20 protein-coding genes are annotated in these 26,238 nt (G+C 62.9%); 8 read left to right on the top strand and 12 right to left on the bottom strand.

All coding sequences use genetic code 11. The features are described from left to right. Window positions 1-139: 139 nt before the first annotated feature. Window positions 140-535, top strand: coding sequence for a DUF4280 domain-containing protein (locus AC09SL_RS08760; protein WP_003202818.1), 396 nt, complete (start codon window positions 140-142; stop codon window positions 533-535). On the opposite strand, the gene AC09SL_RS08755 is transcribed toward AC09SL_RS08760, so the two are convergent. The 10 genes from AC09SL_RS08755 to tssB all read right to left on the bottom strand — a co-directional run bounded on the left by AC09SL_RS08755 (window position 536) and on the right by tssB (window position 12,164). Then, entirely contained in the window at window positions 536-1,078 is a 543-nt protein-coding gene (locus AC09SL_RS08755; RefSeq protein ID WP_058543306.1) for a toxin-antitoxin system YwqK family antitoxin, read from the bottom strand. A 13-nt stretch (window positions 1,079-1,091) separates the two neighbouring features. Further along, a complete protein-coding gene (locus AC09SL_RS08750) occupies window positions 1,092-3,101 on the bottom strand; it encodes a type VI secretion system Vgr family protein (RefSeq protein ID WP_058543305.1) in 2,010 nt (669 codons plus the stop codon). Between the two features lie 9 nt (window positions 3,102-3,110). Next, complete coding sequence (locus AC09SL_RS08745; RefSeq protein ID WP_058543304.1) at window positions 3,111-3,593, bottom strand: hypothetical protein; 483 nt, start codon at window positions 3,591-3,593, stop codon at window positions 3,111-3,113. A 44-nt stretch (window positions 3,594-3,637) separates the two neighbouring features. Continuing rightward, window positions 3,638-6,181: a type VI secretion system ATPase TssH gene (tssH, locus tag AC09SL_RS08740; protein ID WP_479571941.1), complete on the bottom strand. Its 2,544-nt coding sequence runs from the start codon at window positions 6,179-6,181 to the stop codon at window positions 3,638-3,640. A gap of 1 nt (window position 6,182) precedes the next feature. Further along, the gene (gene tssG, locus AC09SL_RS08735) at window positions 6,183-7,208 is read right to left on the bottom strand and encodes a type VI secretion system baseplate subunit TssG (RefSeq protein ID WP_058546048.1); all 1,026 of its coding nucleotides are present in this window, start codon (window positions 7,206-7,208) and stop codon (window positions 6,183-6,185) included. Then, window positions 7,172-8,962, bottom strand: coding sequence for a type VI secretion system baseplate subunit TssF (gene tssF / locus AC09SL_RS08730; protein ID WP_058546049.1), 1,791 nt, complete (start codon window positions 8,960-8,962; stop codon window positions 7,172-7,174). Before tssF ends, tssG begins: the two co-directional genes overlap by 37 nt. Further along, complete coding sequence (gene tssE / locus AC09SL_RS08725) at window positions 8,946-9,389, bottom strand: type VI secretion system baseplate subunit TssE (protein ID WP_058546050.1); 444 nt, start codon at window positions 9,387-9,389, stop codon at window positions 8,946-8,948. Before tssE ends, tssF begins: the two co-directional genes overlap by 17 nt. 13 nt (window positions 9,390-9,402) lie before the next feature. Further along, a complete protein-coding gene (locus tag AC09SL_RS08720; protein ID WP_024617958.1) occupies window positions 9,403-9,900 on the bottom strand; it encodes an Hcp family type VI secretion system effector in 498 nt (165 codons plus the stop codon). A gap of 191 nt (window positions 9,901-10,091) precedes the next feature. Further along, complete coding sequence (tssC, locus tag AC09SL_RS08715; RefSeq protein WP_003202801.1) at window positions 10,092-11,573, bottom strand: type VI secretion system contractile sheath large subunit; 1,482 nt, start codon at window positions 11,571-11,573, stop codon at window positions 10,092-10,094. A gap of 30 nt (window positions 11,574-11,603) precedes the next feature. Next, the gene (gene tssB / locus AC09SL_RS08710) at window positions 11,604-12,164 is read right to left on the bottom strand and encodes a type VI secretion system contractile sheath small subunit (RefSeq protein ID WP_058545476.1); all 561 of its coding nucleotides are present in this window, start codon (window positions 12,162-12,164) and stop codon (window positions 11,604-11,606) included. Window positions 12,165-12,388: 224 nt separating this feature from the next. On the opposite strand from tssB, the gene AC09SL_RS08705 reads away from it, so the two are divergent. Genes AC09SL_RS08705 through tssA form a run of 5 tightly spaced genes read left to right on the top strand, consistent with a single transcriptional unit; the run spans window position 12,389 to window position 19,918 of the window. Further along, a complete protein-coding gene (locus AC09SL_RS08705; RefSeq protein WP_058545477.1) occupies window positions 12,389-12,856 on the top strand; it encodes a hypothetical protein in 468 nt (155 codons plus the stop codon). 47 nt (window positions 12,857-12,903) lie between these two features. After that, entirely contained in the window at window positions 12,904-14,235 is a 1,332-nt protein-coding gene (gene tssK / locus AC09SL_RS08700) for a type VI secretion system baseplate subunit TssK (RefSeq protein ID WP_064106911.1), read from the top strand. A gap of 18 nt (window positions 14,236-14,253) precedes the next feature. After that, the gene (locus AC09SL_RS08695; RefSeq protein WP_058543084.1) at window positions 14,254-15,018 is read left to right on the top strand and encodes a DotU family type IV/VI secretion system protein; all 765 of its coding nucleotides are present in this window, start codon (window positions 14,254-14,256) and stop codon (window positions 15,016-15,018) included. After that, entirely contained in the window at window positions 15,015-18,839 is a 3,825-nt protein-coding gene (locus AC09SL_RS08690; protein ID WP_058543083.1) for a type VI secretion system protein, read from the top strand. The genes AC09SL_RS08695 and AC09SL_RS08690 overlap by 4 nt, the downstream gene beginning before the upstream one ends. Continuing rightward, entirely contained in the window at window positions 18,836-19,918 is a 1,083-nt protein-coding gene (tssA, locus tag AC09SL_RS08685; protein ID WP_058543082.1) for a type VI secretion system protein TssA, read from the top strand. The genes AC09SL_RS08690 and tssA overlap by 4 nt, the downstream gene beginning before the upstream one ends. Here tssA and AC09SL_RS08680 read toward each other — a convergent pair. Next, entirely contained in the window at window positions 19,915-20,868 is a 954-nt protein-coding gene (locus AC09SL_RS08680; RefSeq protein ID WP_058543081.1) for a 2-hydroxyacid dehydrogenase, read from the bottom strand. The genes tssA and AC09SL_RS08680 overlap by 4 nt on opposite strands. A gap of 432 nt (window positions 20,869-21,300) precedes the next feature. On the opposite strand from AC09SL_RS08680, the gene AC09SL_RS08675 reads away from it, so the two are divergent. Beyond that, complete coding sequence (locus tag AC09SL_RS08675; protein WP_058543080.1) at window positions 21,301-22,581, top strand: serine/threonine transporter; 1,281 nt, start codon at window positions 21,301-21,303, stop codon at window positions 22,579-22,581. A 152-nt stretch (window positions 22,582-22,733) separates the two neighbouring features. Here the strand turns inward: AC09SL_RS08675 and acnB are convergent, their stop codons facing one another. Continuing rightward, entirely contained in the window at window positions 22,734-25,343 is a 2,610-nt protein-coding gene (gene acnB, locus AC09SL_RS08670) for a bifunctional aconitate hydratase 2/2-methylisocitrate dehydratase (RefSeq protein ID WP_064106912.1), read from the bottom strand. A gap of 408 nt (window positions 25,344-25,751) precedes the next feature. On the opposite strand from acnB, the gene AC09SL_RS08665 reads away from it, so the two are divergent. Continuing rightward, window positions 25,752-26,222 (top strand): DUF1289 domain-containing protein, encoded by a 471-nt coding sequence (locus tag AC09SL_RS08665; protein WP_058544546.1) that lies wholly within the window; start codon window positions 25,752-25,754, stop codon window positions 26,220-26,222. The last annotated feature ends 16 nt before the right edge of the window (window positions 26,223-26,238 follow it).

The following is a 26,238-nucleotide window of genomic DNA, read 5'->3' as shown; positions in this document are numbered from 1 at the left end:
GAGGCGTCACAAGCACGCCAGGGTCTTATAGGTTAGCGTGTTGCTGGATAATCAGCGGGCTTGATGCATGGCGGCGTGCGCGTCGGGTAGGGGCGAGCTAAGGTTTCTCAGAGTCTGTCGCTTCAAAGGAGCAACCACGATGGGATGTCCGCAAGTCTGTGGCACCGCGACCTTGCAATGCAGCTTCGGCGCCGCCCCGGCGGTGCTCAATGTGCTGCCGGTCAATCGCCTGCTGACGGGGGGGATGCCGGCGGCGAACATCATGGATCACATCCCGCTGGTAAACATCACCACGTTCGGCATGTGCATGAGCCTGGCGAACCCGACCGTGGCCGCCGCCACCGCTGCGGCGCTCGGCGTGCTGACCCCCATGCCGTGCATCCCGGCCACCGCGGCCCCATGGATCCCCGGCGGCGCGCCGACCCTGTTGCTGGGCAACATGCCGGCCATCGATGCCAACAGTACCTTGATGTGCACCTGGGCCGGGGTGATCAAGATCGTTGTGCCGGGGCAGGTGCAGATGTTGATTCCCTGATTACACCGTTGTCGGATCATTCCAGCGCCTGAACCACCAGCGCACCCGGGAGATCGGTTTGCCCTCGGCGTCCAGTGGCCGGCCATCTTCAGCGTAGGCATGGGCCGGTTCCAGCAGTTGGCCGTTGAGGTAGCGGGCTTCGACCGCCGGGTTGCCGTTGGGGTGCAGGCGACGATAGCGGCCATCGCGCACGCCGTCGCGATAGAACTCGGCCTCGGCCAGTTGCCCGTCGGGAAAGTAATTGTTCGCTTCGCCGTGCAGCAGCCCGCGACGATAGGTGGCCTGGCGTTGCAACCCACCTTCGGCCGCGTAGAAGCTCGCCACACCTTGCAATTTGCCTTTCACGAATGGCAGTACCGCCGAGACCTTGCCATTGGGGTGATACAGGGTGCTGGTGCCTTGCAGTTCACCTTGGTTGTAGTTGAGTGTTGCTTGCGGGCGTTGCGCTTCTTGGATCTGCAGCGGACCGTCGAGCTGGCCGTCGACCAGTTGCCCGCTCAGTTGGCTGTCGCCACGCTCCAGGTCGAGTTTTTTCGAGGCCATCGATCGGCTCCTGTCAGTTGACCTTCACCAGGCCGCCCTTGATGGTCAGCATGCCGCCGCCGTCCACGGTCTGTTCGGCGGCGGCCTTGTTCATCAGGCTGATGCCGGCATCGTTGGTCAGGGTGGTGCCGGCCTTGTTTTCCAGCGACGTACCGGCCTGGTTGCTCAGGGCCGTGCCGGCTTTCTGGCTGATGGATGTGCTGGCCTGGGCGGCCAGGTCTGCGCCGCTCTTGATCGCGAAGCTGTCGCCGCTTTGCAGGGTCAGGGTGCCACTGACCTTGATAGTCAGGTTGCCGTCCACTGTCAGGCTGTAATTGCCAGTGACCTTGTGCTCGTAGTTGCCGCCGGTGCTGTGGGTCTGGTCCGAGCCCACGGTGACGGTGCGGGTGTCCTTCACGTCGAGGCTGTCGCTGCCGGTCTGGATGGTCACGCTGCGCTTGCCTTTCTCCAGGGTCACGGTTTCGTCGCCATCCTTCACCGTGCGGGTGCGAGCGTTCTGTACCGTGAGGGTTTCGTCGTGGCCGACGGTGGCGGTGGTGTCGTTGAGCACGTTGATGTTGAAGTCTTTCTGGGCCTGGAGAAACACCTCTTCGGCGTCCTTCTTGTCTTCGAAACGCAACTCGTTGAAACCGCCACCGCCCTTGGACGAGTTGGTCTTGATCCCGGACTGGGTCTGGTTCGCCGGCAGCGCATAGGGCAGGGCATTGTCGCCGTTGTAGACGCAGCCGGTGACCAAGGGACGGTCCGGGTCGCCGTCGATGAAGGTCACGATGACTTCCTGGCCGATGCGCGGCACGAACTGCATGCCAAAGCCTTTGCCGCTCCAGGGCAAGACCACGCGGACCCAGCAGGATGAGGTTTCGTCGTTCTTGCCGGTGCGGTCCCAGGGAAACTGCAACTTGATCCGGCCATATTCATCGGTCCAGATTTCTTCGCCGGCCTTGCCCACCACCAGCGCGGTCTGGGTGTGCATGCGCGGTTTTGGCGTGAGGCGGGGCGGTCGATAGACCGTGGCCTTGGGAATTGCTTCGAAGCGGTTGCGATAGCTGTCGTGGCTGGCTTCGTGGCTGACCGAGGTCACCACCCAATCGATATTCAGCGTCGTGTCTTCATGGCCGGCGAGGGTGAACCAATACCCCGGCACCAGCCAGCGGCAGTCGCTTTCGCCGACGAAGCGTCTCTCCTGGCTGCGCAGGCCGTCCACCCGCTGTTTGGTCAACGCATCGCCCTGGGCCTTGGCGGTATAGCCGCCCGGATGTTCGTACATCGAGCTTGGTCCGGCCACAGCTTCGGCCTGGCTGTAGAGCGAGGTCGTCGGCGTGGTGAATTCATAGTCGGTGGCCTGGTAAACCCCGGCGACCGCTTGCAGGCACACTTGGCCGGAGCGGATGCCGTGCAGTTCCCGTTCGCCGATTTTCTGCCCGAGATAATTCACCGTCGGCCCGTTGGGGATGGGCGCGAAGGCGTCGTTGCTGTCGGCAAGGACCAGCGTGTGGGTGCCTTGCTCGTGGGTGAAGAACCAGAAGATCCCGTCTTCTTCCAGCAGGCGCGAGACGAAGGCCAGGTCGGTTTCGCCGTATTGCACGCAGTATTCGCGCGGGGTGTAGCTGGCGGTGAGTTTGAGCTGGAAGTCGGTGAAACCATGGGCCTTGAAAATCGTGGTGACGATGTCCGACGTGACAAGGTTCTGGAACACGCGGTTGTTGCTGGCCAGGCTCAGCCACCAAAGCCAGGGACGCAGCAGGAGTTGATAGCGCTCGGCCGTGGCGTCAGCCGGGAGCTGGCGGATCTCGGCCACCAGCCAATCCAGCGGGCGCAGCAAGGCGTCCTTGTGCAGCGTGGCGGTCACGTGGCTGGCGACGGCCGTCGTGAGGTCCAGCGAAGCGCCGTCGTTGATGCCGTTGAGCATGTGCGAGCCCAAGGCGTTGAGGCGTTCTTCGCCGGACAGCGACTCAGGGTACAGCGCCGACAGCGCAGTCGCGGTGAGGGACAGGGTGGTATTGTTGTCGGTGGCGCGGGGCATTGAACATCCTCATTTGTAATTGGTTTTTTGGGGGTCTTTACCTTTTTTTTTGCGATATTTGACTTCAAATGCCCCCCAGACCAACCGGATGTCATACCAGGGCTGTGTGGTTTTGAGCTCAGTCGCTTTGCTATGCAGTAAGGTGGGGATTGCACCAAGATTGTCGTTGTTATTGATTATCTGGATCAGGGTATCGGTCTGGCTCAGGCTCTTCTTTTGGAGATGATTCATGCTCTTGGTTTTCTTTTCTTCCTGGGCAATCGTTGGCTTGTTCCGCTCCAGATAGGCAATCGCCTTGTCCAGGTTGATAGTTGCCGCGGGGGATTCCGGCCCACCTGCGGGGCCTGATTCATGACCGTGGTACTCATCTTTTCCGCCATAGCCTTCCAGGCATTCAATTATTTTATGATGCGATATGAAGATTCGATCCAATTCCTGAGCCTTGCTCGTACGGTACGACTGGATACAGCTCCAAACGGTTATCGCAGACATTTAATAAACCTCGTTGATCGATTGGGTTGCGTACTCATGGGAAATCATTCCAACACCCACTCCGCCAGTTTTCCCGTCACCTGCGTCATCAGCACATTCTCGACGTCCCTCGCCCCGGCTGCGCTGCACTTGGCGAGCACTGCTTTAACAATCCCCGCATCAAACTCGAATTGCTTACCGGTCGCAGCCTTGTAGCGCCCCCGCAATTTCTCCAGCTTCGCCAGCACGATCCCCTCCAGCGTCGCTTCGTCCAGTGGCCGATACGCCACCACCGTCATGCGCGCCAAAAACGCCGGGCGGAACGCTTGCAGCAGCACCTTGTGCAAGGCTTCGTTGAAGGCGTCGCTGCCCAGTTGCGCGGCGGGCGTATCCAGCAATAGCTCGGCGCCGACGTTGCTGGTGGCGAGCATCACGGTGTTCTTGAAGTCCACCACCAGGCCGGTGCCGTCTTCCATCAGGCCTTTGTCGAAGACGTTGTAGAACGCTTCGAGCACATCCGGGTGGGCCTTTTCGATTTCATCCAGCAGCACCACCGAATAGGGTTTGCGCCGCACCGCTTCGGTGAGCACGCCGCCACTGCCGTAGCCGACGTAGCCGGGTGGGGCGCCTTTGAGTTGGCTGACGGTGTGGGCTTCCTGGTACTCCGAGAGGTTGATGCTGATCAGATTGCGTTCACCTCCGTACAAGGCGTCGGCCAGGGCGTAGGCGGTTTCGGTCTTGCCTACGCCGGTGGGGCCCACCAGCAGGAACACGCCAACCGGTTTCTGTGGGTCGGTGAGGCCGGCGCGGTAGGCTTGCAGGCGTTGGGCGATGGTGTTCAGCGCGGTGCTCTGGCCCATGACCCGCTGGCCCATGCGCTGGCCAAGGGTGCGCACGGCGTGGGCTTCGTCGGCGAGCATCTTGCCCACCGGAATGCCGGTCCAGCCGGCAATCACCGCGGCGACGGTCTTGCTGTCCACCTGTTCGGGCACCAACGGATCGTCCTGGCGAATGGCATCCAGGCCCGCCTCCAGACGCAGCAGTTCGGCGGCCAGGTGGTCGATGCGGTTATCGATCTCGGTGTCGGCTTTTTCACCGTCGGCGCGTTCGCTCAGGGCAAGCAGTTCGCGGCGGGTGTCGAGCAATTCGCGCACGGCTTCGCGCTCTTCGCCCCAGCGGGTTTCCAGCTCGCGGATGGCTTGCACGTTGCTGGTCGATTCGCCTTCGAGCAGGGTGATGCGCTCGCGGTGATCGAGCCCGGTGGCCTGTTCCCGGCGCAGGCGTTCGACCTCGTCCTTGAGGCTGTTCTGCCGATGGCGCAGGCTTTCCAGCGGCGGCGGCACGTCGTGCTGGCCGAGGGCGACCCGGGCGCAGGCGGTGTCGAGCACGCTGATGGCTTTGTCCGGCAACTGGCGCCCGGAGATGTAGCGGTGGGACAGCTTCACCGCCTCGTGGATGGCCGCGTCCAGCACCTGCACGCCGTGGTGCTGTTCCAGTTTGCTCGCCACGCCCCGGAGCATTTCCACGGCGGTGAGTTCGTCCGGTTCTTCGACCTGCACCAGTTGGAAGCGGCGGGCCAGGGCCGGGTCTTTCTCGAAATATTTTTTGTACTCCAGCCAGGTGGTGGCGGCCAGGGTGCGCAGTTCGCCCCGGGCCAGGGCCGGCTTGAGCAGGTTGGCCGCGTCGCTGCCGCCTTCCGCACCGCCGGCGCCGATCAGCGTGTGGGCTTCGTCGATGAACAGGATGATCGGTTTTTCGGCGCTGCGTACCGCGTCGATCACACCCTTGAGGCGCTGTTCGAATTCACCTTTGACGCCGGCACCGGCCTGCAACAGGCCCAGGTCGAGGACGCGCAGGGTGACTTCCTGCAACGACGGCGGCACATCCCCGGCGGCGATACGCAGGGCCAGGCCCTCCACCACCGCCGTCTTGCCGACGCCTGGCGCGCCCACCAGGATCGGGTTGTTCTGCCGGCGCCGGAGCAGGATGTCGATGCACTGGCGGATTTCGCCGTCGCGGCCGACGATGGGATCGATGCGCCCGGCCCGGGCGTCGGCGGTCAAGTCCTGGGTGTACTGGTCCAGGACCGGGTCCTGTTTCTGGGGCGGCTCGCCGGGTTTGGCCGGGCGCACGCCACCGACATGCTCGCGGGAGCTTTCGGTCCATTCCAATAGGTGGGTGCGCAGGGCATCGCGGGGAATGCGCAGCAACGACGAGGCGCTATTGAGCAGCAGGCTGCGGCGCTCATCACGGTCCAGCAGGGCCAGCAACAGCAACCCGGAGCGAATGCTGTCCAGGCCCAGCACGCTGGCCTGGACCACGGCGTCTTCCAGCAGGCCGATGGTTTGCGTCGACAGGGCGGGCGTGCGGGTGCTGCCGGACTTGAACAGGTCCAGGGCCTTGTTGGTTTCCACCGCCACCGCGTCGCGCTCCAGACCGAAACGTGGCAGCAGGCAGGCAAAGTCACCGCCCTCGATGTCGAGCAATTCCAACAGCAGGTGTTCGATTTCCACATAGTGGTGGCTGCGCTGCATGCAGCGTTGCGCGGCCCGTTCCAGGGCGCGGCGGTTGTCCGGGTTGAGGCGTCCGATCAGGCTGGCCAGTTCCATTTCAGGCAATCTCCGGCTGACGAAGGCGGGTTTCGATCCGTTGCACGGCGAGGGTTGGCTGGCGTTGCAGGCCACCGTTCCAGTTCAGCCGTGGCGCTGCCTGGCGGTCCAGTTGCAGCGGGCCGGCGCCACGGATCAGCAGCACCAGGGTGCAATCCAGATCGGGGCCGAAGTACAGGGCGTAAAGGCTGGCGAGCAGCGGATGGGTCTCGCCGTTGGGCAGCAGTGCGTTGGCCTGGCTTGTGGTCAGCGGGCCGAGGATCAGGCGCACGCCGGCATGTTCGTCCCAGACGCGGGTGCCGGCCACCGCGTTGCGGCCCAGGCACAGGTTGCGCCCGCCCGGTTGCAAGCGGCTGCGGCTGGCCGGCGGGATTTCACGCCAGCCACCTTCGTAGGCCTTCAGCTCCACGGGCAGCCCGAACTGTTCGCGGACAATCGCCGCGAACCCGTCCAGGGAGCGCCGGCCATCGGCGTACAGCGCGGTGCAGGCCAGTACCGCCGAGTCGGGTGCGGCCTGGCGCTCTTGCAAGGCCTTGGGCAGCAGGCCGGTCAACGCCCGCAGTTGCGCGTGTACGGCAGATGCGCCTGGGGCGGTAAAACCCACGGCGATGCGATGCTTGCGCATCACCTTGTAAAGCAGGCTGAGCAGGCGATGCTGGAACAGGTCGAGGAATTCCGCCGGGGCATAGTCCTTGGCCCGTGCCCGTTGTTGCAGCCATTCCTGGTAGGCGTAGGGCAACGGGCCGTCGGGGCCGCCGAGGCCGAAGATCGGCGTGGTCAGGGTTGGCGGCAGGCCGGGTTCCTGGCCCAGGCTTTCCACTTCGCTGGCGGCGAACAGCGGCGTCAAGGGCCCACGCAGGCGCAAGGCTTCGGCGTGCGGCGCGGTGCCGCTGCCCAGGGGCTCGGCCTGGGGATGTTCGCGTTCGAGCAACAGCAAGGCCTGGAGCCATTCGAAGCGTTGCGGGTCACGCCGCAGGCGCTGGCTCAGGTTCAGAGCACCAGGGGTTTGCCGGCTTGGGGTTGCCATGTCTTCACCTCCTTGTCGGACTGGACCAGCACGGTGCGCACGAAGCGATTGGCGGTGGCGTAAAGGGAAAAGAATTGCGCCAGCACCCCGGAGAACAGCACGGCGCTGTTACCGACGAAGTATTGCGGATCCAGTTGCAGGCGCACCTCCAGCCCGTTTCGCCAGCCGCGCCAGGCGTCCTCGCCGACATGGGCGATGACCCGGTCGCAACTGAGCCCCGATACGCCGTCGATCTGGCGATGGGCGCTGGCCTCGTCCCGCAGGTTGTGCAGTTGGAGAATCTCGCGCAATGCGTCCAATGCCTGGGGGCCTTCGACCAGTGACAAATGGTTGAGGGTCAGTTGCGACACCAGCCGCCAGCGCGATTCGCCATCCAGGCGCGGCAGGCTTTGTGGGCTGGGTGGGTTGCGCAGACGCGCCCAGGCCACCGGCCCCGGCCGCTCGAAACCCAGCGGGGTGCCAGCCGGCAGGCTCTGGGCCAGGTGGCGGTTGGTGCACAGCAGTTCGGCGGTGAGGCTGTAGTCGCGCGTGTCGGCCAGCGGGTCGAACTGGGTGTCCACCAGGCTGACCATCAAGTCGGTGCCCATTCGGTTCGGGCTCATGCCACTGACCCGTCGTGCATGCCAATAACAGGTTTGGTCGTTGCCATGCTGGCTGCCGTAATAGGCCGGCACTTTGCGCACGCCCTGGCTGGACATGGCGCGCATGCCACGGATGCTGTGGATCTCGACGCTGTTTTCCCGATGACTGTCGGCCACCAACCGGTACTCGCTGCGGGTGCCATCCGGGCGCAGCGGCTCGGAAGTCCTGGGAAACAGGTTGATCACCGGCGTGCAGCCCAGGGCGATGTCGCTGGCCTGCAGCGGCAGGCGGCTGGTGGGGGGGCGGTCGAAAACGATGTACAGGTACAAGGACGGGCCGTCGCTGGTGGCGCCGGCCAGTGGCAGGTCGAAGAAGCCGAATTTATCCGGGAAGGCAAAGTACTCGGCCAGCAGGCGCATGCCGGGATGCACGCCGTCTTCGTCCGGCAGCAAGACCTGGTCACTGGCGAAGCCGACGATTTGTGGCAAGCCTGTCAGTGACTCCGGCACGCTGCCCGGCGCACCGGCCAGGACCTCGATGGCGTGCGCGCCCAGCAGGTCGTACAGCCCGGCGTTGATGATCGGTGATGCCGCCAGGTGTACCCGCAGCGAATCGATCGCCAGTGTCGACCACTGGCTTTCGCCCAGGCACCGTAGCTCCAGGCGCAGGGCCGAGCGTGCCCGGACCACGCCGGTCAATGCCTGGGCTTCGTCGCTGCCCAGCAGCAATGCCTCGCTGATTTGCACCGGCCATAAATGCACGGCGGCGGTGGTCCGAAAATGAATGCTCTGGCCTTTGTCCGTGGTGATGAACAGCGGAGTGTCGCGGGGCAGCGGGTAGCCCTCGTTCAAGTTGCCTTTGCTGGGGTCGGGTTCGAACTGCACGATGGCGCACGACGGCAAGGGACGCATGGCCAACGGATAAAGCTGTTCGAGCAGGGCATCGCTGAATTCGGCGTAGTCGTCGTCCAGTCGGCGTTGCAGGCGGGCGGCCAACAGTGCGAAACCTTCCAGCAGGCGCTCGACATGCGGATCGGGGCATTCGCCGGGGGACAACTCCAGGCGCCTGGCGACCTTGGGATAGCGCTCGGCGAACAGGCTCCCGGCATGCCGCAACCAGGTCAGTTCGCGTTGGTAATAGTCCAAGAGTTGCGGGTCAATCGAGTCGCTCATGTCGTACCTCAAGGCCGTCGCCGGCGTGCTCGATGACAAAGGCCACGGGCCAGGCATGCAGGTCGCAACGCAGTTCGCCCAGCAACCGTATGCACAGTTGCTGTGGGTGGCCCGGCACCGGGCAGACCTCGACCTCGCCCAGGCGCAGGCGAGGTTCGAAGTGGGTGATGGCCTGGCGGATTTCCCGGGTCAGTTGGCGCCGGTCATCGCTGCGCTGCTGTTGCAGCGCGGTCCAGTCGGCGATGCCGTAGTCCAGGATGCTTGGCGGTTCGGTCAGCGCCCGTGGGCCGCGTCGAGTATTGAACAGGCGCGACAGTTCGGCATGCACCGAGTCTTGCAGCGCCTGTCGGTCGAACGCCCGCCGGGTATCGTCCGCCGGGCTGGCCAGGCGTTCGAACAGGGGCGGGCGCAGCCCGAAGCCAGCCATGGGCGCGGCTTCCTTACTTGGTCATTTTGTTGGCGGCCAGGTCCCAGGTCGTGCCCGCCGTGCCTTCCTTGGTGCCATCGTCTTTCTGTGCGGTGAGCTCCCATTTGATCTTGGTGAAGTTCAGCGACAGGGTTTCCACCGGTTTGCCGCCGGTGCCGCCGCTGACACTGACGTTGGACAGCACGACGTTGGTCAGTGTGTAGATGATGAACGGCATGAGTTTGCCGCTGCCCTCGGCGGCATTGCGGCCAATGGTGATGACGGCTTGCGGGATCGGCTTGCCGGCACAGCAATACTCGTTGAGCGAAGGGGTGGAGCTGTCGACGAATTTAGTCAGCGTGAATTCGCCGATGTGCGGCCGGCCGGAAGTGCGCTCCGAGTTGCTGACGTCGTTGGTGACCTGCATCGCCACGTTGTGGCTGTAGGACATGACTTCGATCTTGTCCGTGAAACCCTCCAGCAAGCTGTCGCCCTTGATGTCGCCGCCGAGGTCGAGAATGATTGCATCCATTGTGTGGAACTCCTGAAGAAGACGAATGAGGTAGTGCCCGGTACCTGTAGGAGCTGCCGAAGGCTGCGATCTTTTGATCTTTCGCTTGGGACTCAAGCGTCCTTGGAAAGATCGCAGCCTCGTTGCACTCGTCAGCTCCTACAGTCAGCTCCTACAGAGGGCAGTGGGAGCTTGCTCCCTTGCCAAGGCGGTCAGGCAGCTACCGGTGGCGGCAGGGTCGCCACCAGGCGGATCGAGGCGGTCAGCTCTTCCAGCTGGAAGTGCGGCCGCAAGAACACCGTGGCCTTGTAGGCCCCTGGCTTGCCGGCCACTTCTGTCACGTCCACCCGGGCTTCGCGCAACGGGTATTGCGCCTTTATCTCTTGCGGCGCGTTGTCGTTGATCAGCACGTAGTCGGCGATCCAGTTGTTGAGGTAGGTCTGCACGTTGTCGCGGGTCATGAAACTGCCGACCTTGTCGCGCATGATCACCTTCAGGTAATGGGCGAAACGCGAGGCCGCCAGCACATACGGCAACATGGCCGAGATCCGCGCGTTGGCGTTGGCCTCGTTGGTGTTGTAGGCCTTGGCCTTGTTGGTGGTCTGGCCGCCGAAGAACACCGCCACGTCGCTGTTTTTCTTGTGGCACAGGGAGATGAAGCCCAGGTCGTTGAGTTCTTTTTCACGGCGGTCGGTGATCGCCACTTCGGTTGGGCATTTGAGCGACAGATCCCCGGAACTGGTGCGGAAGGTATGGGCCGGCAGGCCTTCGACCGCGCCACCGCCCTCGGCCCCGCGAATGGCTGCGCACCAGCCATATTTGGCGAAGGCTTCGGTGATGCGTTGCGCCAGCGTCCAGGCGGCGTTGCCCCACAGGTATTTGCTGTGGTCAGTACCGTTGACGTCTTCGACGTAGTTGATGCCTTCCACCGGCAGCGTGTCCGGGCCGTAGGGCAGGCGCAGCAGGAAGTGCGGCAGCACCAGGGACACGTAGCGCGAGTCTTCGCTTTCACGGAAGGCGCGCCATTTGATCAACTCCTGGCTCTCGAAAATCTTCGACAGGTCCCTGGGTATCGCCAGCTCGGTGAAGCTGGTCATGTCGAACAACCGTGGGCTGGCGGCGGCAATGAACGGGGCGTGCGCGGCAGCGGCGACGTTCGAGAGTTTTTCCAGCAGGCCGATGTCCTGCGGATGCCGGCCAAAGGTGTAGTCGCCTACCAGCAGGCTGAACGGGTGTCCGCCGAAGGTCCCGTATTCTTCCTCGTAGATCTTCTTGAACAGCGCGCTCTGGTCGAATTCGACGGCTTTTTCCAGATCGTTCTGCAGTTCTTTCTGGGTGACGTTGAGCAGGCGCAACTTGAGCCGGGTGCTGGTTTCGGTGTTCTGCACCAGCAGGTGCAGGCCGCGCCAGGAGGCTTCGAGCTTCTGCAGGTCGGGATGGTGCAGCACTTCGTTGAGCTGGGCGCTGATCAACTGGTCGATCTGGCTGATGCGGTCGTTGATCATCGCCACGGTGTCCTTGTCGATGGCCATGCCTTCGTCGAGGACCTGGGTGGCGAATTCGGCCAGCATGTCGCGGGCGTAGTCTTGCTGGCTATCGTCGTGGGCCATGCGGCCTTCGGCGATGATCTTGTCCAGCAGGGACAGGGTCTGGGTCGTGCTCTCGCTGGTTTGAGCGCTGGATGAAGCAGGCATGGCGTTATCTCCCGTGAATGATGCGCGCGATCAGGCCTGTGGTTCGGCCGGGGCAGGGTCATCGTTGGCGGCCGCGGCAGGCAGCTCTGGCGGTACGTCCTGGGGTCGGGCCGACTTGATTTCCTGCAGTCCTTCGGTGTTGGCGATCACGTCGCGCAGCAGCTTGTCCAGGTCGTCGTTGCCATCGAGCTTGGTCAAAAGGTCTCGCAGGCGTTGGCGCGCTTCGAACAACCGGCGCAGCGGCGTGACCTGTTCCACGACCTTGACCGGGTCGAAGTCGTCGATGTGACGGAAGTTGAGTTCGATGTTGAGCTTGCTGTCGTCGCCGCTGAGGGTGTTGTTCACCTGGAGCGTGGCGCGGGGGGAGATGGAGGCGAGCACCTCGTTGAAATTGTCCCGATCGATTTCGGTAAAGCGCCGCTCATTGAGCTTGGGCAGCGGGTCCAGTGGCTTGCCTGAGAGGTCGGCCAGAATGCCGACCACCAGTGGCAATTCTTTTTTCTCGATGGCGTTGCCGATTTCCACGTCATAGGTGATCTGGACGCGGGGAGGACGGATTCTGTCGAGCTTGTGCTGGGTACTTTCTGCCATGGCGGCCGACTCCGATGCATGTGTGGGCGCAATGCATCGGGAGTCCCGCTCATCGCATTCCCTTGCTGATCCGCAGGTTGCAAATGGACGGCAGAAAAACTGTCATTCCCTTGACGAACCTGGTGCATTCGACCGTGTGGGTCGAACTACCCAAGACGCTAGAACAGGTCTATAAAAAAGCAAGCAAAAACAATTTTTGACCGCTGAGAAAAGGAAGATTCATTTTGCGTGGTTTTTTTTTCGGATTTCTTTTGAGCCTGGCGCTCACCGGTTGCTCGCTTTTTGCCCCCAGCGTCGACCTGGACAGCCTGACCTTGGACGTCGCTGCCGGCGCCAATGACGACACACCGATCGCCGTGGATTTCATCGCCGTGAACGACCCGGACCTGCTCAAACAACTGTCGGGCATCACCGCCAGCCAATGGTTCGCCGAGCGGGAACAGTTCCAGCGCGACTATCGTCAACTCATGTCGGTGTGGGGGCTGGAGCTGGTCCCGGGGCAATTCATCGACCGCCAACCCTTCCCGTTGGAGGGCCGGCGCGCCGCTGGACTTTTGGTCTTCGCCAGCTATAACACTCCCGGAGCCCACCGGCTTCGGCTGGACGATCAGCGCAAGGCCTGGCTGAAGTTCGACAGTCGCGAGATGACCCTCGTGAATGATGGTCAGCTCGATAAAGGCCAGCTTGAGTGACCGCGTGCCGCCTTGTGCGGCGACATTGGGATGTCGAAGGGAGTCGTATGAGTCTGTTACCTGACGCGGTGTGCTGGCATGAGGGCATGCAATTGCTGCCCCAGCATTTTCAATTGCAAGGGCTGCGTGCCGAGGCCCTGGCCGCGCATTTTGCCGGGGCCTGCAACCCTTGGTTCTGGGGTGTCAGCGAGCTGGAAGTCGATCCTTCGGCCCTCAGCGCCGGCCAGGTGCGGCTGCTGCAACTGCAAGGCACCTTGCCGGACGGCTTGCCGGTCAACCTGCAGGCTGGTGTCGGGCCGACCCTGGAGCTGGATATCGGCGAGGCGATCGACAAGACCGACGACGCCACCGTGACGGTGTACCTGGCCGTCAGCCCACTGTGGCGCGCCGGGCAATTGGTGCCGCTCAAGGGGCGCCTGCAATCGGTGGTTGGCGAGGCGTTGCCGGACCTCACCAGCGGTGCATTTCCCGAGTCGGTCACCGTCTGGCGACCCAACCCGAGGTTGTGTACGCAACTGAGCAAGGCCGATTCGATCTGCCTGCCGTTGTTGCGCATCCGCAAGGAGGGCGGCGGCTTCTGGCGCGTGCCCTACACCCCGCCGACGCCGATCCTGTTGCCGGAGTCGGCCCTCGGTCGACGGGTCGCCGGGGTGTGCGCCCGGGCCCGGGAAAAGTGCATGTTTCTCGCCGGCCGCTTGCGCCAGGCCCAGGCGGCCGGCAACCAGGACGATGCCATGGAGATCCGCCGGCAATTGACCGCCTTGTGGGCGCGCTTGCCGGAAGTCGAAGGGGCGCTGAGCACCCGGGTGGCGACGCCCCAGGCGCTCTACGGTTTGCTGCTGGGGCTGGCCGGGAGCTGGTCGGCCCTCGATCCGCTGGCGGGCGTCCCGGCCTTCGCGCCGCTGGATTTCCTCGAATTGCAGCGCGGCTACGAGCCGTTGCTCGACTGGCTGGAAACCACCCTGGAACTGGTTCGTGCCGGCTATCGCAGCCTGGCCTTCGAACGCGATGAGCAGGTCTTCTCGATCCAGTTGCCCGATGACCAGCCGGAGCAACGCCTGGTGATCGGCCTGCGCATGCCCAACGGCGCCAGCGAGCAGGCGGCGGCCGACTGGTTGCGCGGGGCGATCATCGCGTCGGCGCGGCACATCCCGCTGCTGAGCCGGCAACGCATGAGCGGTCTGCCCCACCAGGCCATGAGCCGCAACGAACAGGTGGCCTACAGCGTGGGCGACGACACCCGTTTGTTCGTGGTGGTCGCCAGCGGGCAATGGTTCGACGCGCAATTGCCGCTGCACATCGTGGCGCCGGCATCGGCCCAGGCCAGCAGCCCGTGGCAAGTGGTGTTGTTCGTGGCGCAAGCCAGTGAAAGTGCCTGATCGCAAAAGGGGAGTCGTATGCCTGATGGAAGTGGCGGGGCGGTTCGGAGTCTGCATGAGGCGCCGCTGAGCAGCGCTTTTCGCCAGGCCTGGCTGAAGTGGTCCCAGGAGTGGCAAGACTTGCCCAGGGACAGCGACCCTGCGGTATTGGTCAATCGGGTGGTGGAGTTTTCCGGGCGCGGCGCCCAGCGTCTGTGGCGGGTGGCCTTCGCCACCGTCGGCGATGCCGCCACCGAGCAGGTCAAGGCGCTGGTCTATGCCTTCGTGGCGCTGGTGGACGAAACCTTGCTGTTCAGCCCTTGGCCCGGACAACTGGCCTGGCAGCAGCACCCCCTCGAGTCACGCATGTATGCCAGTCGCCAGGCCGGCGAGCGCTTGCCCGCGGCGATCAAGAAACTGCTGGACGAGCAGATGCCCGGCACCCGGGACCTGGCGAATGTCTACCTGCAATGCCTGATCCTCGGGTTCCAGGGGCGATTGCGTGGCGAGCCAGGCCAGCTTCAGCATGCAAAGTGGCGCGCGGCGCTGTTCACGTTCGCCTGGCAACACGAGCCCGATTACGTCGACGTCAGCCAGCGCCTGGCGCTGGCTTCGGCGACGCCGCCAGTGCGCATGCCGGTGCAAGAGTCACTGCCGGACGGCTTTCGCCTGGGGCTGGCGATCCTGGCGATGGTGTTGTTGCTGACCGGACTGGGGCAGGTGTTCTGGCGTGACATTCGTTTGGAGCTCGAGCCGGTGTTGCAACTGAATGAGTCGGCGGTGGTTCAGGAGTTGGATTCATGAGCCCGCTGAGCATCGTTGCCCTGGTAGTGATCGCCATTGTCGTGGTGCTGCTGATCGCGGCCCTGATCTGGTGGCTGCGGACCCAAGGCGGGGCGGCGATCCGCAGTTTCTATGGGGCGGTGCGCCGCATGGAGCAGGAGCAGGGCACCCGGGACCGCTATCAGATGCCTTGGCTGATGATGCTCGGCAACGAAACCGACGGCGCCCAATTATGCGCCCAGTGGCGCTTGCAACCGACCGACAAGGCGGCCTGGTTCGGGCGCTGGTTTGCCGATGTCGAAGGCTCGGTGCTGGTGGTGCCCCAGGCGTTGTTCCTGCCCGATGAAGGCATGAACCGGCAACGGGGCAATTGGTGGCGCCTGTTGGGGCTGATGTTGCGCTTGCGCAGCAAGCGACCATTGGATGCGGTGATCTGGACCGTGCCGTTCAGCACCCTTGACGACATCGAGCACACCACCGAACTGAGCCTCAAGGTCCGGCGTGGCTTTATCGACCTGTTGCAACGGTTCGGCCTCAGCGTGCCGGTGTATGTGGTGATCACCGGGATGGAGGAGCTGCCGGGAGTCCAGGAGCTGGTCAGCGCGCTGCCCGCCGAGGCGCGCGAGTCGATGCTGGGCTGGTCCTCGCCCTATTTGCCGGAGGCGGCCTGGCAGTCGCATTGGAGTGACCAGGCCCTGGACGAGGTCAACGCCGCGTTGTCACAGTCGATCATCGAGATCGGTGCGCTGTCGGGGCAATTGGGTGCTGATCTCTATGGGTTGCCGGAGCGCTTCGAAGGCTTGCGGCGGGCCTTGCAGATCCTGCTGGAACCGGTGTTCCAGGGCAATGCCCAAGGCGAAGCGCCGCGTTTTCGCGGGGTGTATTTCACTGCCAGCCAGGCACCGGCTGTCAGCGGCGACGGTTTGACCGCCAGCGACAATGCCCAGCGGCAAACCGTGTTCGCCCGCCAGCTGTGGTCGCGTCGACTGGTGGCCGAACGTGGCCTGGCTCAGCCTGTGCCACGGTTGTTGCGCCTGCGCCAGCGCGGGCATCGGCTGGCCGCAGGGGTGGCGGCGGTGGTGGGCCTGGTCTGGTTGGGAGGCATGGTCTGGGTCTGGCACGACTCGGTGGAACAAGCCGAGGAGCTGTCACGGTTGATCCTCAGCACCCATAAGAACCACGTCGTCGTCGACCGTGACGAACCGCAGCTGGAACCGACCCGGCACAACGTGCAGAACTACTGGCACATGTTGGAGAAGGCCCCGCGCTGGCGCTTCGTCTCGGTGGTCTTTCCCACTTCGTGGTTCTCCTCCGTGGACACACAGCTGGAGAATGGGTTGCGCCTGACGGCTCGGCACCATTGGATATTGCCCCTGCGGGACCTGCTCAATTCAGACCTGGAACAGCTTAAATCCATCCGCAACACCGAGCGGCGGGGCAATGTGGAGAACGAAGACCCGGCGCAGTGGCAGAGCTACGTGAAAGCCAAGGCGCTGGTGGACCTCGCCGTACGCCTGGAACAGCACAACCAGATGTTCAGCCAGGTGGTGAACGATCCCAAGGCACCGCTGGACGAACTGGTGCAACTGAGCAACACCGCCTTGTCCCTGGGGCTCAACACCGGCACCTTGAGCCGGCCGCGGTTCTACAACCGGGTGCTGTTCGATGCCCAGAACAGCGATTTGAAAGGGCTGGACCTGAACGCCGCGCGCCCGGTGGTCTCCGATAATTTCACCGGCCTGATGCAGCGCTGGCTGGACCATTACTTCCTGGCGGACAACTTCGTGCGCCAGGCCGGTTACCTCAAGCTACACCTGCAACGGCTGGAGGCCGGCAGTGGCAATTCGTTGAGCGAACTCGAAGACCTGATGGCGCTGATCGACGATTTGCAAACGCTGGTCAGCCTGACCAATTCAGCCTGGGGCCGGGGCAAGGGCCAGGACCTGGTACCCGGCTACAGCCAGATGCTGGACAAAGTCAGCCACAGCAGCTTGCTGGGGCCGGATATCGAGCAGGACCTGGAGAGCCAGGCGGCGAAGCTTCAGCAGAGCTTTCGTGACCAGTGGATCGTCCAGACCGGCTCCCGGGACAATCTGTTGGTGCAACAGGGCAGTGGCCTGCTGGTCTTGCAAGACCATGTCACGGCGCTGGAGGGCGCGGTGCAGGCGCTGTTCAAGCGTGACTTCGTGGCGTTGGCCATGCAGAAGGATCCGTCGGACAGCAACTCCGGTTCGATGAGCCAAGGCGATGGCAGCGATGATTTCAGCGTCGCCCTGAACTACTTCGCCAGCTACAAGAGCTATGCCAATGAGGAGCTGCCGCGCATTCCGCCGGATTACCGTGACGCGCTGATGCAGGCCGCTGAAGGCGCCGCAGCGCGGGCGATGTGGTTGAGCCTGGATGAAAACGACGAGCCGCTGCCTGGCATGGGCTTCAATGTACAAACGACCCAGGCCGTTGCGCTGCAAAAAGCCTTCATGGACGTGCACCGTGGCGACCTGGCGATCCGTTTCCAGCGTTTGCTCAATCGGCGGGCATTGGCGCAGATCAAGAGTGGCCTGGGCGAAATCGATGCCCAGCCGCTGTTCAGCCAGCGGGCCGACGTCCAGCATTGGGACGGTTCGAAAAACTTCGGCTTGCAGTTGTACGGTGCCCGCGACCCACAAGACCTGAAGCTGAACCTGGACCAGCAGTTTGGCGCGATGCTGCAGATCGCCGAGCAGCGAATGCCTGCGCTGGAATGGCTGATCGTCCAGCAGGACAACCTGTCGACCCTGGAACACGATCAGGTGGCACGCTTCATGGCCCTCAACGATGAATTGCTCAAGTACAAGAGCCAGAACCCGGCCAGCTCGGCGGCCCAACTGGAACAATTGGTGAGCCGGGACTTCATCGCCATGGACACCACCTCCTGCGCGCAGATCTTGCAGACCTCCAGCCTGCCCAGCGGACGCGGTGACCTGGCCCTGCGCACGGTCGCGTTGCAGCAGGGCGCCCTGCAACGGTGCCTGTACCTGCAACAGAACCAGGCGGCGACCGCCTGGAATGACCTTGCCAACTATTTCAATCAGTACCTGGCGGGGCGCTTTCCGTTTTCCCAGGATGTGCGGGCCAGCGATGCCGACCCGGCGCGGGTCCAGCATTTGCTGGAGCTGATCGACACGCGCGTACCCCTGGCCCAGGCCGGGCTGACGTTGAGCCAGACGCCGGAGCGGCTGGCGGCCGAGGATTTCCTCAATCGTTTGAAACAGGCCGGTACCTGGCTCGGGCCGCTGTTCGTGCGCGATAAGAGTGGCATCCTGGGGGTGGAAATGGACGTGCGCTGGCGCACCGATCGCGATGAAGAACGCGGCGCCGACCAGGTGATCGCCTGGAGCCTGGACGCCGGCAACCAACAGATCCGCTACCCCGGCGGCGGCCAGCAGAACCTGCGGTGGATGGTCGGCCAGCCCGTGCGCCTGACCTTGCGCTGGGCCCGTAACGGTTATCAGCGTCCGGCCAACGACCCGCTGCAACCGAACCTGGTGGTGCGCGACCTGGAGGCCGGTTGGGAGTATCAGGGGCCTTGGTCGTTGTTGCGCCTGATGCGCTCGCTGGTGTCGAATCAGCGCCAGCCGAATGTCGACTACACCGATTTTCCCTTGGCTCTGCAACTGCCGGTGACCGCTCAGACCCAGGCCAGCACGGCGCAGCAAACGTTGATGTTCGTGCGCCTGTCGTTGATGAGCCAGGGCTCCAAACTGCCCTTGTCGATCCCGCCGTTGCCGACGCGGGCGCCCCGTTCACCTTTCATGACGAGCGCATCGAACCCCGCCATCGCCACCCGTGAGGAGGGCCTGTGAACTTGCCGATATCGCCTTTGCCTGAGCTGGTCAGCCAGTTGCTCGAGCCGATCAGCGCCGAATCGCCCTGTGGCCCGGACCTGCGCTACGAACCGGAATATGACCAGTTGCGCGAATTGCGCCGGGAGGATGACACCAGCCTGCCCACCGGTGTGTGGCAGTCTTCGATCAAGCGCGCCCTGTGGCCGGACCTGGAGCGGCTCGCGACCACGTTGCTGCTGGAGCGCAGCAAGGACTTGATGATCAGTGCCTGGCTAGGGGAGGCTTGGCTGCATATGGCCGGGCTGGAAGGTTTGCCGGGCAGCCTGGCGCTGGTGGCGGGGCTGTGTGAGCGCTATCCGGAGCAGTTGCACCCCCAGGCTGAGGAAGGCGACCAGTCATGGCGGGTGATCCCGCTGGAGTGGCTGGCCCGTCGCTACAGCGAAGTGCTGCTGACGCGGGTGCCGTTGTTCGACGGTCGGGAACAGGCCTTCGCCGCTTTTTGCCTGGACGACTGGCAACGCTTGCAGCGCCAGCAAGTGCTGGTCAACGACAGCAAGAACGCCAAGGCCTCGGCGGAAGCGGCGCGCAACGATCAAAAGAAACTTGGCGAACTGATTCGCAGCACACCCTTGTCGTTCTGGTTGCATCGCCAAGGCAGCCTGATGTTGAGCCTGCAGCACCTGCAACGGCTCGAAGCCTGGAGCGACGCTTACCTGGGCAACCTGGCCCCGGGCTACAAATCCCTGCAGGACGTGATGCAGGCCTTGCTGGCACTGGTAGAGGAGTTCATTGCGATGCACCCACAGCAACCCACCGTCGTGCCGGTGCAAACGTCCCCGACATCTACAACACCGACGTCCCAGCCGCAGGCGACACCTGCCCAGGTATTCCAGGAACCGGCCAGTCGTGAAGAGGCCTACCGACAGCTACTGGTCATCGCCGGTTACCTGGCCCGCACCGAACCCCACAGCCCGGTGCCCTACCTGATCCGGCGCGGTGTGGAGTGGGGCAACAAACCGTTGAGCGAGTTGCTGGGTGAACTGATCAGTGCCGATGCCGAATCCCGCCGGTTGTGGACGTTGTTGGGCGTTCTCTAACGTTCCTCGTCGGCCAATCGCACCGGCGTCAGCACGGGTTTTCCGGAAAAGAAGGCGGTCAGGTTCTGGCCCACCAGTTCTACCATGGCGCGGGTCGCTTCCGGCGACAGGCCGGCCACGTGGGGTGTGAGGACGACGTTGGGCAGGTTTTTCAGCGCCTGCGGCACCTCGGGCTCGTGATCGAACACATCCAGGGCCGCTCCGGCAATTCGCCTGTGTTCCAGGGCGCTGATCAGATCGGCGGTAGCAACCACGCTGGCCCTGGCGACGTTCACCAGAAACCCTTTTGGGCCGAGCGCATCGAGGGTCTGCTTGTTGATCAACTGCCGGGTATCCAGGCCGCCTGGCGTGGCGACGATCAGGAAGTCCGAGACCCGCGCCAGTTCCGTGGGGGTGGCGCAGAAGGTGTAGGGCACGTCATTGCGTACCCGGCGATTGTGATAACTGACACTCATGTCAAAGCCCTGGGCGGCCCGTTTGGCGATCGCCATGCCCACCGCGCCAAGGCCCAACACGCCCAGCCGCTTACCCGCCAGGGAAGGGCGCGCCCCCCTCGGCCATTCGCCCCGTCGCAGGGCAGCATCGCAATGGGGAATGTCGCGCACCAGCGCCAGCAACAGCGCCATGGCATGGTCGGCCACCGACGAGGCGTTGACCCCGGCGCCGTTGGTGACCACGATGCCCCGGTTGCGTGCGGCCTGCAGGTCCACTTGTTCGTAACCGGCACCGATCACGCAAATGATCTGGAGGTTGGGCAGGGCGGCGATTTCTTCCGCCGTCAGACCCAGTGGACCGCGGGTCAGCACTGCGCTGAAGCGGTCTCCGTGTTCGAAAATCGCCGTCTTGCGTTCGGCAGGCGTGGGCGCCAACTCCAGGTGGTAGCCCTGCCGCTCGAGAATGGGTAGGTATTCATTGACGGTTTCAATCAGTACCAGAACGGTTGCGGTCATGCTGGGCTCCTGTGGGCGCTGGGGCGATTTTATCTATTCAACCTGATTGTAGGAGCCGGGGGCAGGGGGGCTTGGCTTTTTATGTGCATTTCGGTTGCGTGGTGTCCTGGCAGCCGACCTGGCTCTGCGGGTCGTACCCCGTCAGATCTGTGGGAGCAAAGCTTGCTCGCGAGGCGGCGGTACATTCAGCGCTGATGCAAGCTGACCCACCTCTATCGCGAGCAAGCTTTGCTCCCACAGGGCAGGCAGGGGAATGCAGGGATAATTCCATGGCAATGATCTGATCCGCATAACCGCTCCTCAGCTAAGTCTTTGCTTCTACTCACTAATCCCGGACAATCGCGCCCCTGTTTCGGCCAGGGCGCTGCCTGTCGGGTTTTTCCGACTCGTCCCGGCCGGGTGCATGTGACCGGAATACGGAGATCCGCCCGGATGAATGATCAGGCCAATAGCGTCGAAGAGCGCTTTGAAACGACAGCTTCAGCCACCCTCAGCCAGTGGAGTCGCCAGGACACCACATGGATGCTGGGCCTGTTTGGCACCGCCATCGGTGCAGGTACTCTGTTTTTACCCATCAATGCAGGCCTGGGCGGCTTCTGGCCGTTGCTGATCCTCTCGGTGCTGGCATTTCCCATGACGTTCTATGCCCACCGGGGCCTGACTCGTTTCGTGTTGTCCGGTCGCGACGGCGCGGACATCACCGAGGTGGTGGAAGAACATTTCGGCCTCAAGGCCGGTGCGCTGATCACGCTTCTGTACTTCTTTGCCATTTTCCCGATCCTGTTGATCTACAGCGTGGCGTTGACCAATACCGTGGGCAGTTTCCTGGAGCATCAGTTGCATATCCAGGCGCCCCCTCGGGCTGTGCTATCCCTGGTGCTGATCCTGGGCCTGCTGGCGGTGGTCCGCTGCGGCGAGCAGGCGATCGTCAAGGCCATGAGCCTGATGGTCTACCCGTTCATCGTTGCGCTGCTGTTCCTGGCGGTGTTCCTGATTCCCCATTGGAGCGGCGGCATCCTGACCACGGCATCGACGCCGCCTGCACCTTCGGCGCTGCTGCATACCTTGTGGCTGGCAATCCCGGTGATGGTGTTCTCGTTCAACCACTCGCCGATCATCTCGGCCTTTGCGGTGGACCAGAAACGTCGCTATGGCGATAACGCCGAGGAGCGCAGTTCACAGATCCTGTCCCGCGCCCATGTGCTGATGGTGGTGATGGTGCTGTTCTTCGTATTCAGTTGCGTGCTGACCCTGACCCCGGCGCAACTGGCCGAGGCCAAGGCGCAGAACCTGTCGATCCTGTCGTACCTGGCCAATCACTTCAGCAACCCGACCATCGCCTTTGCCGCGCCGTTGATTGCGTTTGTCGCCATTTCCAAATCGTTCCTGGGGCACTACATCGGCGCCAGCGAAGGCCTCAAGGGCCTGATCGTCAAGAGCGGCCGGCGCCCGGCGCCCAAGACTTTGGACCGGCTCACAGCTGTTTTCATGCTGATGGTGTGCTGGATCGTCGCGACCCTCAACCCGAGCATCCTGGGCATGATCGAAACCTTGGGCGGTCCGGTTATCGCGGCTATCCTGTTCCTGATGCCGATGTATGCCATTCGCAAAGTTCCGGCCATGGCCCGTTATCGCGGCCAGGCTTCGAATGTCTTCGTTACGTTGGTGGGGTTGGTGGCGATTACAGCGTTGGTTTACTCCCTCTTGGCGTAGGCCTTTATTGGGGGGCGATGTTGGTGTGTATATCCGTTTTTGCGGTAACGGATATGTCCCCAAAAAAAGGCACTTCCCCTCAAATAGACAGGCATAAAAAAAACGCCGCCCCTCGCAAGAAGGGCGGCGTTTTTAGTCGGGCGTTTTAAGCTTTAGGCTTGAACGACCGGGATGTTGGCGTTTGCAGCCGCTTCACGGAACTCGGCGATCTGGTCGAAGCTCAGGTAGCGATACACGTCCGCTGCCATGCTGTCGATCTTGCCGGCGTACTCCATGTACTCCTCGACGGTCGGCAGGCGACCCAGGATCGAAGCAACGGACGCCAGTTCGGCCGAAGCCAGGTAGACGTTCGCGCCGTCACCCAGACGGTTCGGGAAGTTACGGGTCGAGGTCGACACTACGGTGGAGTTTGGCTCGACGCGTGCCTGGTTACCCATGCACAGCGAGCAACCTGGCATTTCCATCCGTGCACCGGCCTTGCCGTAGATGCCGTAGTAGCCTTCTTCGGTCAGCTGGTGAGCGTCCATCTTGGTCGGCGGCGACAGCCACAGACGGGTTGGCAGCTGACCCTTGACCTGCTCCAGCAGTTTACCGGCAGCGCGGAAGTGACCGATGTTGGTCATGCACGAACCGATGAACACTTCGTCGATCTTCTCGCCAGCAACGCTGGACAGCAGGCGGGCGTCGTCCGGATCGTTCGGCGCGCAGAGCACAGGCTCGCTGATGTCGGCCAGGTCGATTTCGATGACTTCGGCGTATTCGGCGTCGGCATCGGCTTCCATCAACTGAGGGTTGGCGATCCAGGCTTCCATCGCTTGGGCGCGACGTTCCAGGGTACGTGCATCACCGTAGCCTTCGCCGATCATCCAGCGCAGCAGGGTGATGTTCGATTGCAGGTACTCGGTGATCGACTCTTTCGACAGCTTGATGGTGCAACCGGCAGCCGAACGTTCGGCCGAGGCGTCGGACAATTCGAAAGCCTGTTCCAGGGTCAAGCCTTCCAGGCCTTCGATTTCCAGGATGCGGCCGGAGAAGGCGTTTTTCTTGCCTTTCTTCTCGACGGTCAGCAGGCCGTTCTGGATGGCGAAGTACGGAATGGCATGAACCAGGTCACGCAGGGTGATGCCAGGCTTCATTTTGCCCTTGAAGCGCACCAGGATCGATTCCGGCATGTCCAGCGGCATGACGCCGGTGGCAGCGGCAAACGCGACCAGGCCGGAACCGGCCGGGAACGAGATGCCCATCGGGAAGCGGGTGTGCGAGTCGCCACCGGTGCCCACGGTGTCTGGCAGCAGCATGCGGTTGAGCCACGAGTGGATGATGCCGTCGCCCGGACGCAGGGAAACGCCGCCGCGGGTCATGATGAAGTCAGGCAGGGTGTGGTGGGTAGTGACGTCGATCGGCTTCGGATAGGCCGCGGTGTGGCAGAAGGACTGCATCACCAGGTCAGCCGAGAAGCCCAGGCACGCCAGGTCTTTGAGTTCGTCACGGGTCATGGGACCGGTGGTGTCCTGGGAGCCCACGGTGGTCATTTTCGGTTCGCAGTAGGTACCAGGACGCACGCCTTGGCCTTCTGCCAGACCGCAAGCCTTGCCGACCATCTTCTGCGCCAGGGTGAAACCCTTGGTGCTTTCGGCGGGTGCTTCAGGCTTCTTGAACAGGTCGAACGGTGGCAGACCCAGCTCGGCGCGAGCCTTCTCGGTCAGGCCGCGGCCAATGATCAGCGGAATACGACCGCCGGCACGGACTTCGTCCAACAGCACAGGTGTCTTCATTTCGAAGGTGGTGATGACTTCATCGGTACCGTGCTTGCAGACTTTGCCGGCATGCGGGTACAGGTCGATCACGTCGCCCATGTTCATGTTCGAAACGTCGAACTCGATTGGCAGTGCGCCGGCATCTTCCATGGTGTTGTAGAAGATCGGAGCGATTTTGCTGCCGAAGCAGAAACCGCCAGCGCGCTTGTTCGGCACATAAGGAATGTCGTCGCCGAAGAACCACAGCACCGAGTTGGTCGCCGATTTACGCGAGGAACCGGTACCGACCACGTCACCGACGTAGGCAATCGGGAAGCCTTGGCCGCGCATTTCTTCGATCTGCTTCATCGGGCCGGTCTTGCCTTGCTCGTCCGGAACGATGCCGTCACGGGCCATTTTCAGCATGGCCAGGGCGTGCAGAGGGATGTCAGGACGCGACCAGGCGTCCGGGGCAGGGGACAGGTCGTCGGTGTTGGTTTCGCCGGTGACCTTGAACACGCGCAGGCTGATCTTGTCGGCCAGCACCGGGCGCTTCTTGAACCACTCGCCGTCAGCCCAGGATTGCAGCACGGCTTTGGCGTGAGCGTTGCCGTTCTTGGCTTTTTCAGCCACGTCGTGGAAGGCATCGAACATCAGCAGGGTGTGCTTGAGTTCTTCGGCGGCTACCGGCGCCAGCTCGGCGTCGTCCAGCAGCTCTACCAGGGTCACGATGTTGTAGCCGCCCTGCATGGTGCCGAGCAGTTCAACGGCGCGCTTCTTGTCCAGCAGAGGGGATTGCGCCTGGCCCTTGGCCAGGGCGGACAGGAAGCCGGCCTTGACGTAGGCAGCCTCGTCGACTCCAGGCGGAACGCGATTGGTGATCAGGTCAACGAGGAAAGCTTCTTCGCCAGCCGGGGGATTCTTCAGCAGCTCGATCAGGCCTGCGGTTTGTTCGGCGTTAAGCGGCTGGGGAACGATACCCAGGGCTGCGCGCTCTTCGATATGTTTGCGGTAGGCTTCAAGCACAGTTATTACCCTCATCAGTGGTCCCAAATGGGTGTCCGGGACGCTCATCCAGGAACCCACGGTACTCATGCGCGTCGGCGGCTTTTTGAGCCACCACGCCAGAGTTTCCGCACGTTCCTCACAGAAGCTGCTTTCAAAGTTTTACGCCTGCAGAACGGGGAGCTGATGAGGGTTGGCGTTGGGCTTTCCCCGCTGGAAAGACCCTTCGCCAACACCGCTCTGAAGGAACGACTGTGCTCGTGACGCTTTGAAAACAGCTTCTAACGGACATTGGCGCCTTAAAAGGCTGGCTGATTCTACGGGAAAAAAAAATTAAAGGTAAGTTGGGCCTGGAAGTTTGAGGGGTGATCAATCTTAGACAAAGGGCTAACATGCCGGCCTGTCCTGCTTTTGCGTGTGCGTTTCCTTATGCCCAACCAGCTCATCAAGACCCCCTGCATCGGCCTTTGCTCCACTGTCTACGGTGACCTGGTGTGCCGTGGCTGCAAGCGGTTCCACCATGAAGTGATTCACTGGAACGGCTACAACGAGGACGAAAAACGCGCGGTGTGGATGCGGCTAGAGCAGCTGTTGGTGCAGGTGATGGTGGCCAAGTTGGAGGTTTTCGACCCGATACTGCTGCGCCAGCAACTGGAGTCGCGCAAGATCCGCTTTGTGCCGCACCAGTCGCAATATTGCTGGGCCTATCAGTTGATCGCCCGGGGCGCACGGGTGATCAACAACCTGGAGGCCTACGGCATGGTGCTGATGCCGGAGTTTCGCGACTGGGAACTGCCGGACCTGCGCGATGCCATTGATCGGGAGTTTTTCCTTTTGTCCGAAGCCCATTACCAGCGTTACATCGCCCCAGGGTTCCTGAAGGACGCGATTGGCGGCTGACAGCTTTTGTGGCGAG

Source organism: Pseudomonas sp. PF05, assembly GCF_056521845.1.
The sequence above is the reverse complement of the archived record's forward strand: the minus strand, read 5'-3'. Positions and strand labels throughout refer to the sequence as shown.

Coding starts and splice junctions, on each gene's coding strand:
- AC09SL_RS08675 (WP_058543080.1), top strand. CDS start 21,301: ATGAATGATCAGGCCAATAGCGTCGAAGAGCGCTTTGAAACGACAGCT.
- tssK (WP_064106911.1), top strand. CDS start 12,904: ATGAGTCTGTTACCTGACGCGGTGTGCTGGCATGAGGGCATGCAATTG.
- AC09SL_RS08665 (WP_058544546.1), top strand. CDS start 25,752: ATGCCCAACCAGCTCATCAAGACCCCCTGCATCGGCCTTTGCTCCACT.
- AC09SL_RS08720 (WP_024617958.1), bottom strand. CDS start 9,900: ATGGATGCAATCATTCTCGACCTCGGCGGCGACATCAAGGGCGACAGC.
- tssB (WP_058545476.1), bottom strand. CDS start 12,164: ATGGCAGAAAGTACCCAGCACAAGCTCGACAGAATCCGTCCTCCCCGC.
- AC09SL_RS08690 (WP_058543083.1), top strand. CDS start 15,015: ATGAGCCCGCTGAGCATCGTTGCCCTGGTAGTGATCGCCATTGTCGTG.
- tssE (WP_058546050.1), bottom strand. CDS start 9,389: ATGGCTGGCTTCGGGCTGCGCCCGCCCCTGTTCGAACGCCTGGCCAGC.
- AC09SL_RS08750 (WP_058543305.1), bottom strand. CDS start 3,101: ATGCCCCGCGCCACCGACAACAATACCACCCTGTCCCTCACCGCGACT.
- tssF (WP_058546049.1), bottom strand. CDS start 8,962: ATGAGCGACTCGATTGACCCGCAACTCTTGGACTATTACCAACGCGAA.
- tssC (WP_003202801.1), bottom strand. CDS start 11,573: ATGCCTGCTTCATCCAGCGCTCAAACCAGCGAGAGCACGACCCAGACC.
- AC09SL_RS08760 (WP_003202818.1), top strand. CDS start 140: ATGGGATGTCCGCAAGTCTGTGGCACCGCGACCTTGCAATGCAGCTTC.
- tssH (WP_479571941.1), bottom strand. CDS start 6,181: ATGGAACTGGCCAGCCTGATCGGACGCCTCAACCCGGACAACCGCCGC.
- AC09SL_RS08745 (WP_058543304.1), bottom strand. CDS start 3,593: ATGTCTGCGATAACCGTTTGGAGCTGTATCCAGTCGTACCGTACGAGC.
- AC09SL_RS08755 (WP_058543306.1), bottom strand. CDS start 1,078: ATGGCCTCGAAAAAACTCGACCTGGAGCGTGGCGACAGCCAACTGAGC.
- AC09SL_RS08680 (WP_058543081.1), bottom strand. CDS start 20,868: ATGACCGCAACCGTTCTGGTACTGATTGAAACCGTCAATGAATACCTA.
- AC09SL_RS08695 (WP_058543084.1), top strand. CDS start 14,254: ATGCCTGATGGAAGTGGCGGGGCGGTTCGGAGTCTGCATGAGGCGCCG.
- tssG (WP_058546048.1), bottom strand. CDS start 7,208: ATGGCAACCCCAAGCCGGCAAACCCCTGGTGCTCTGAACCTGAGCCAG.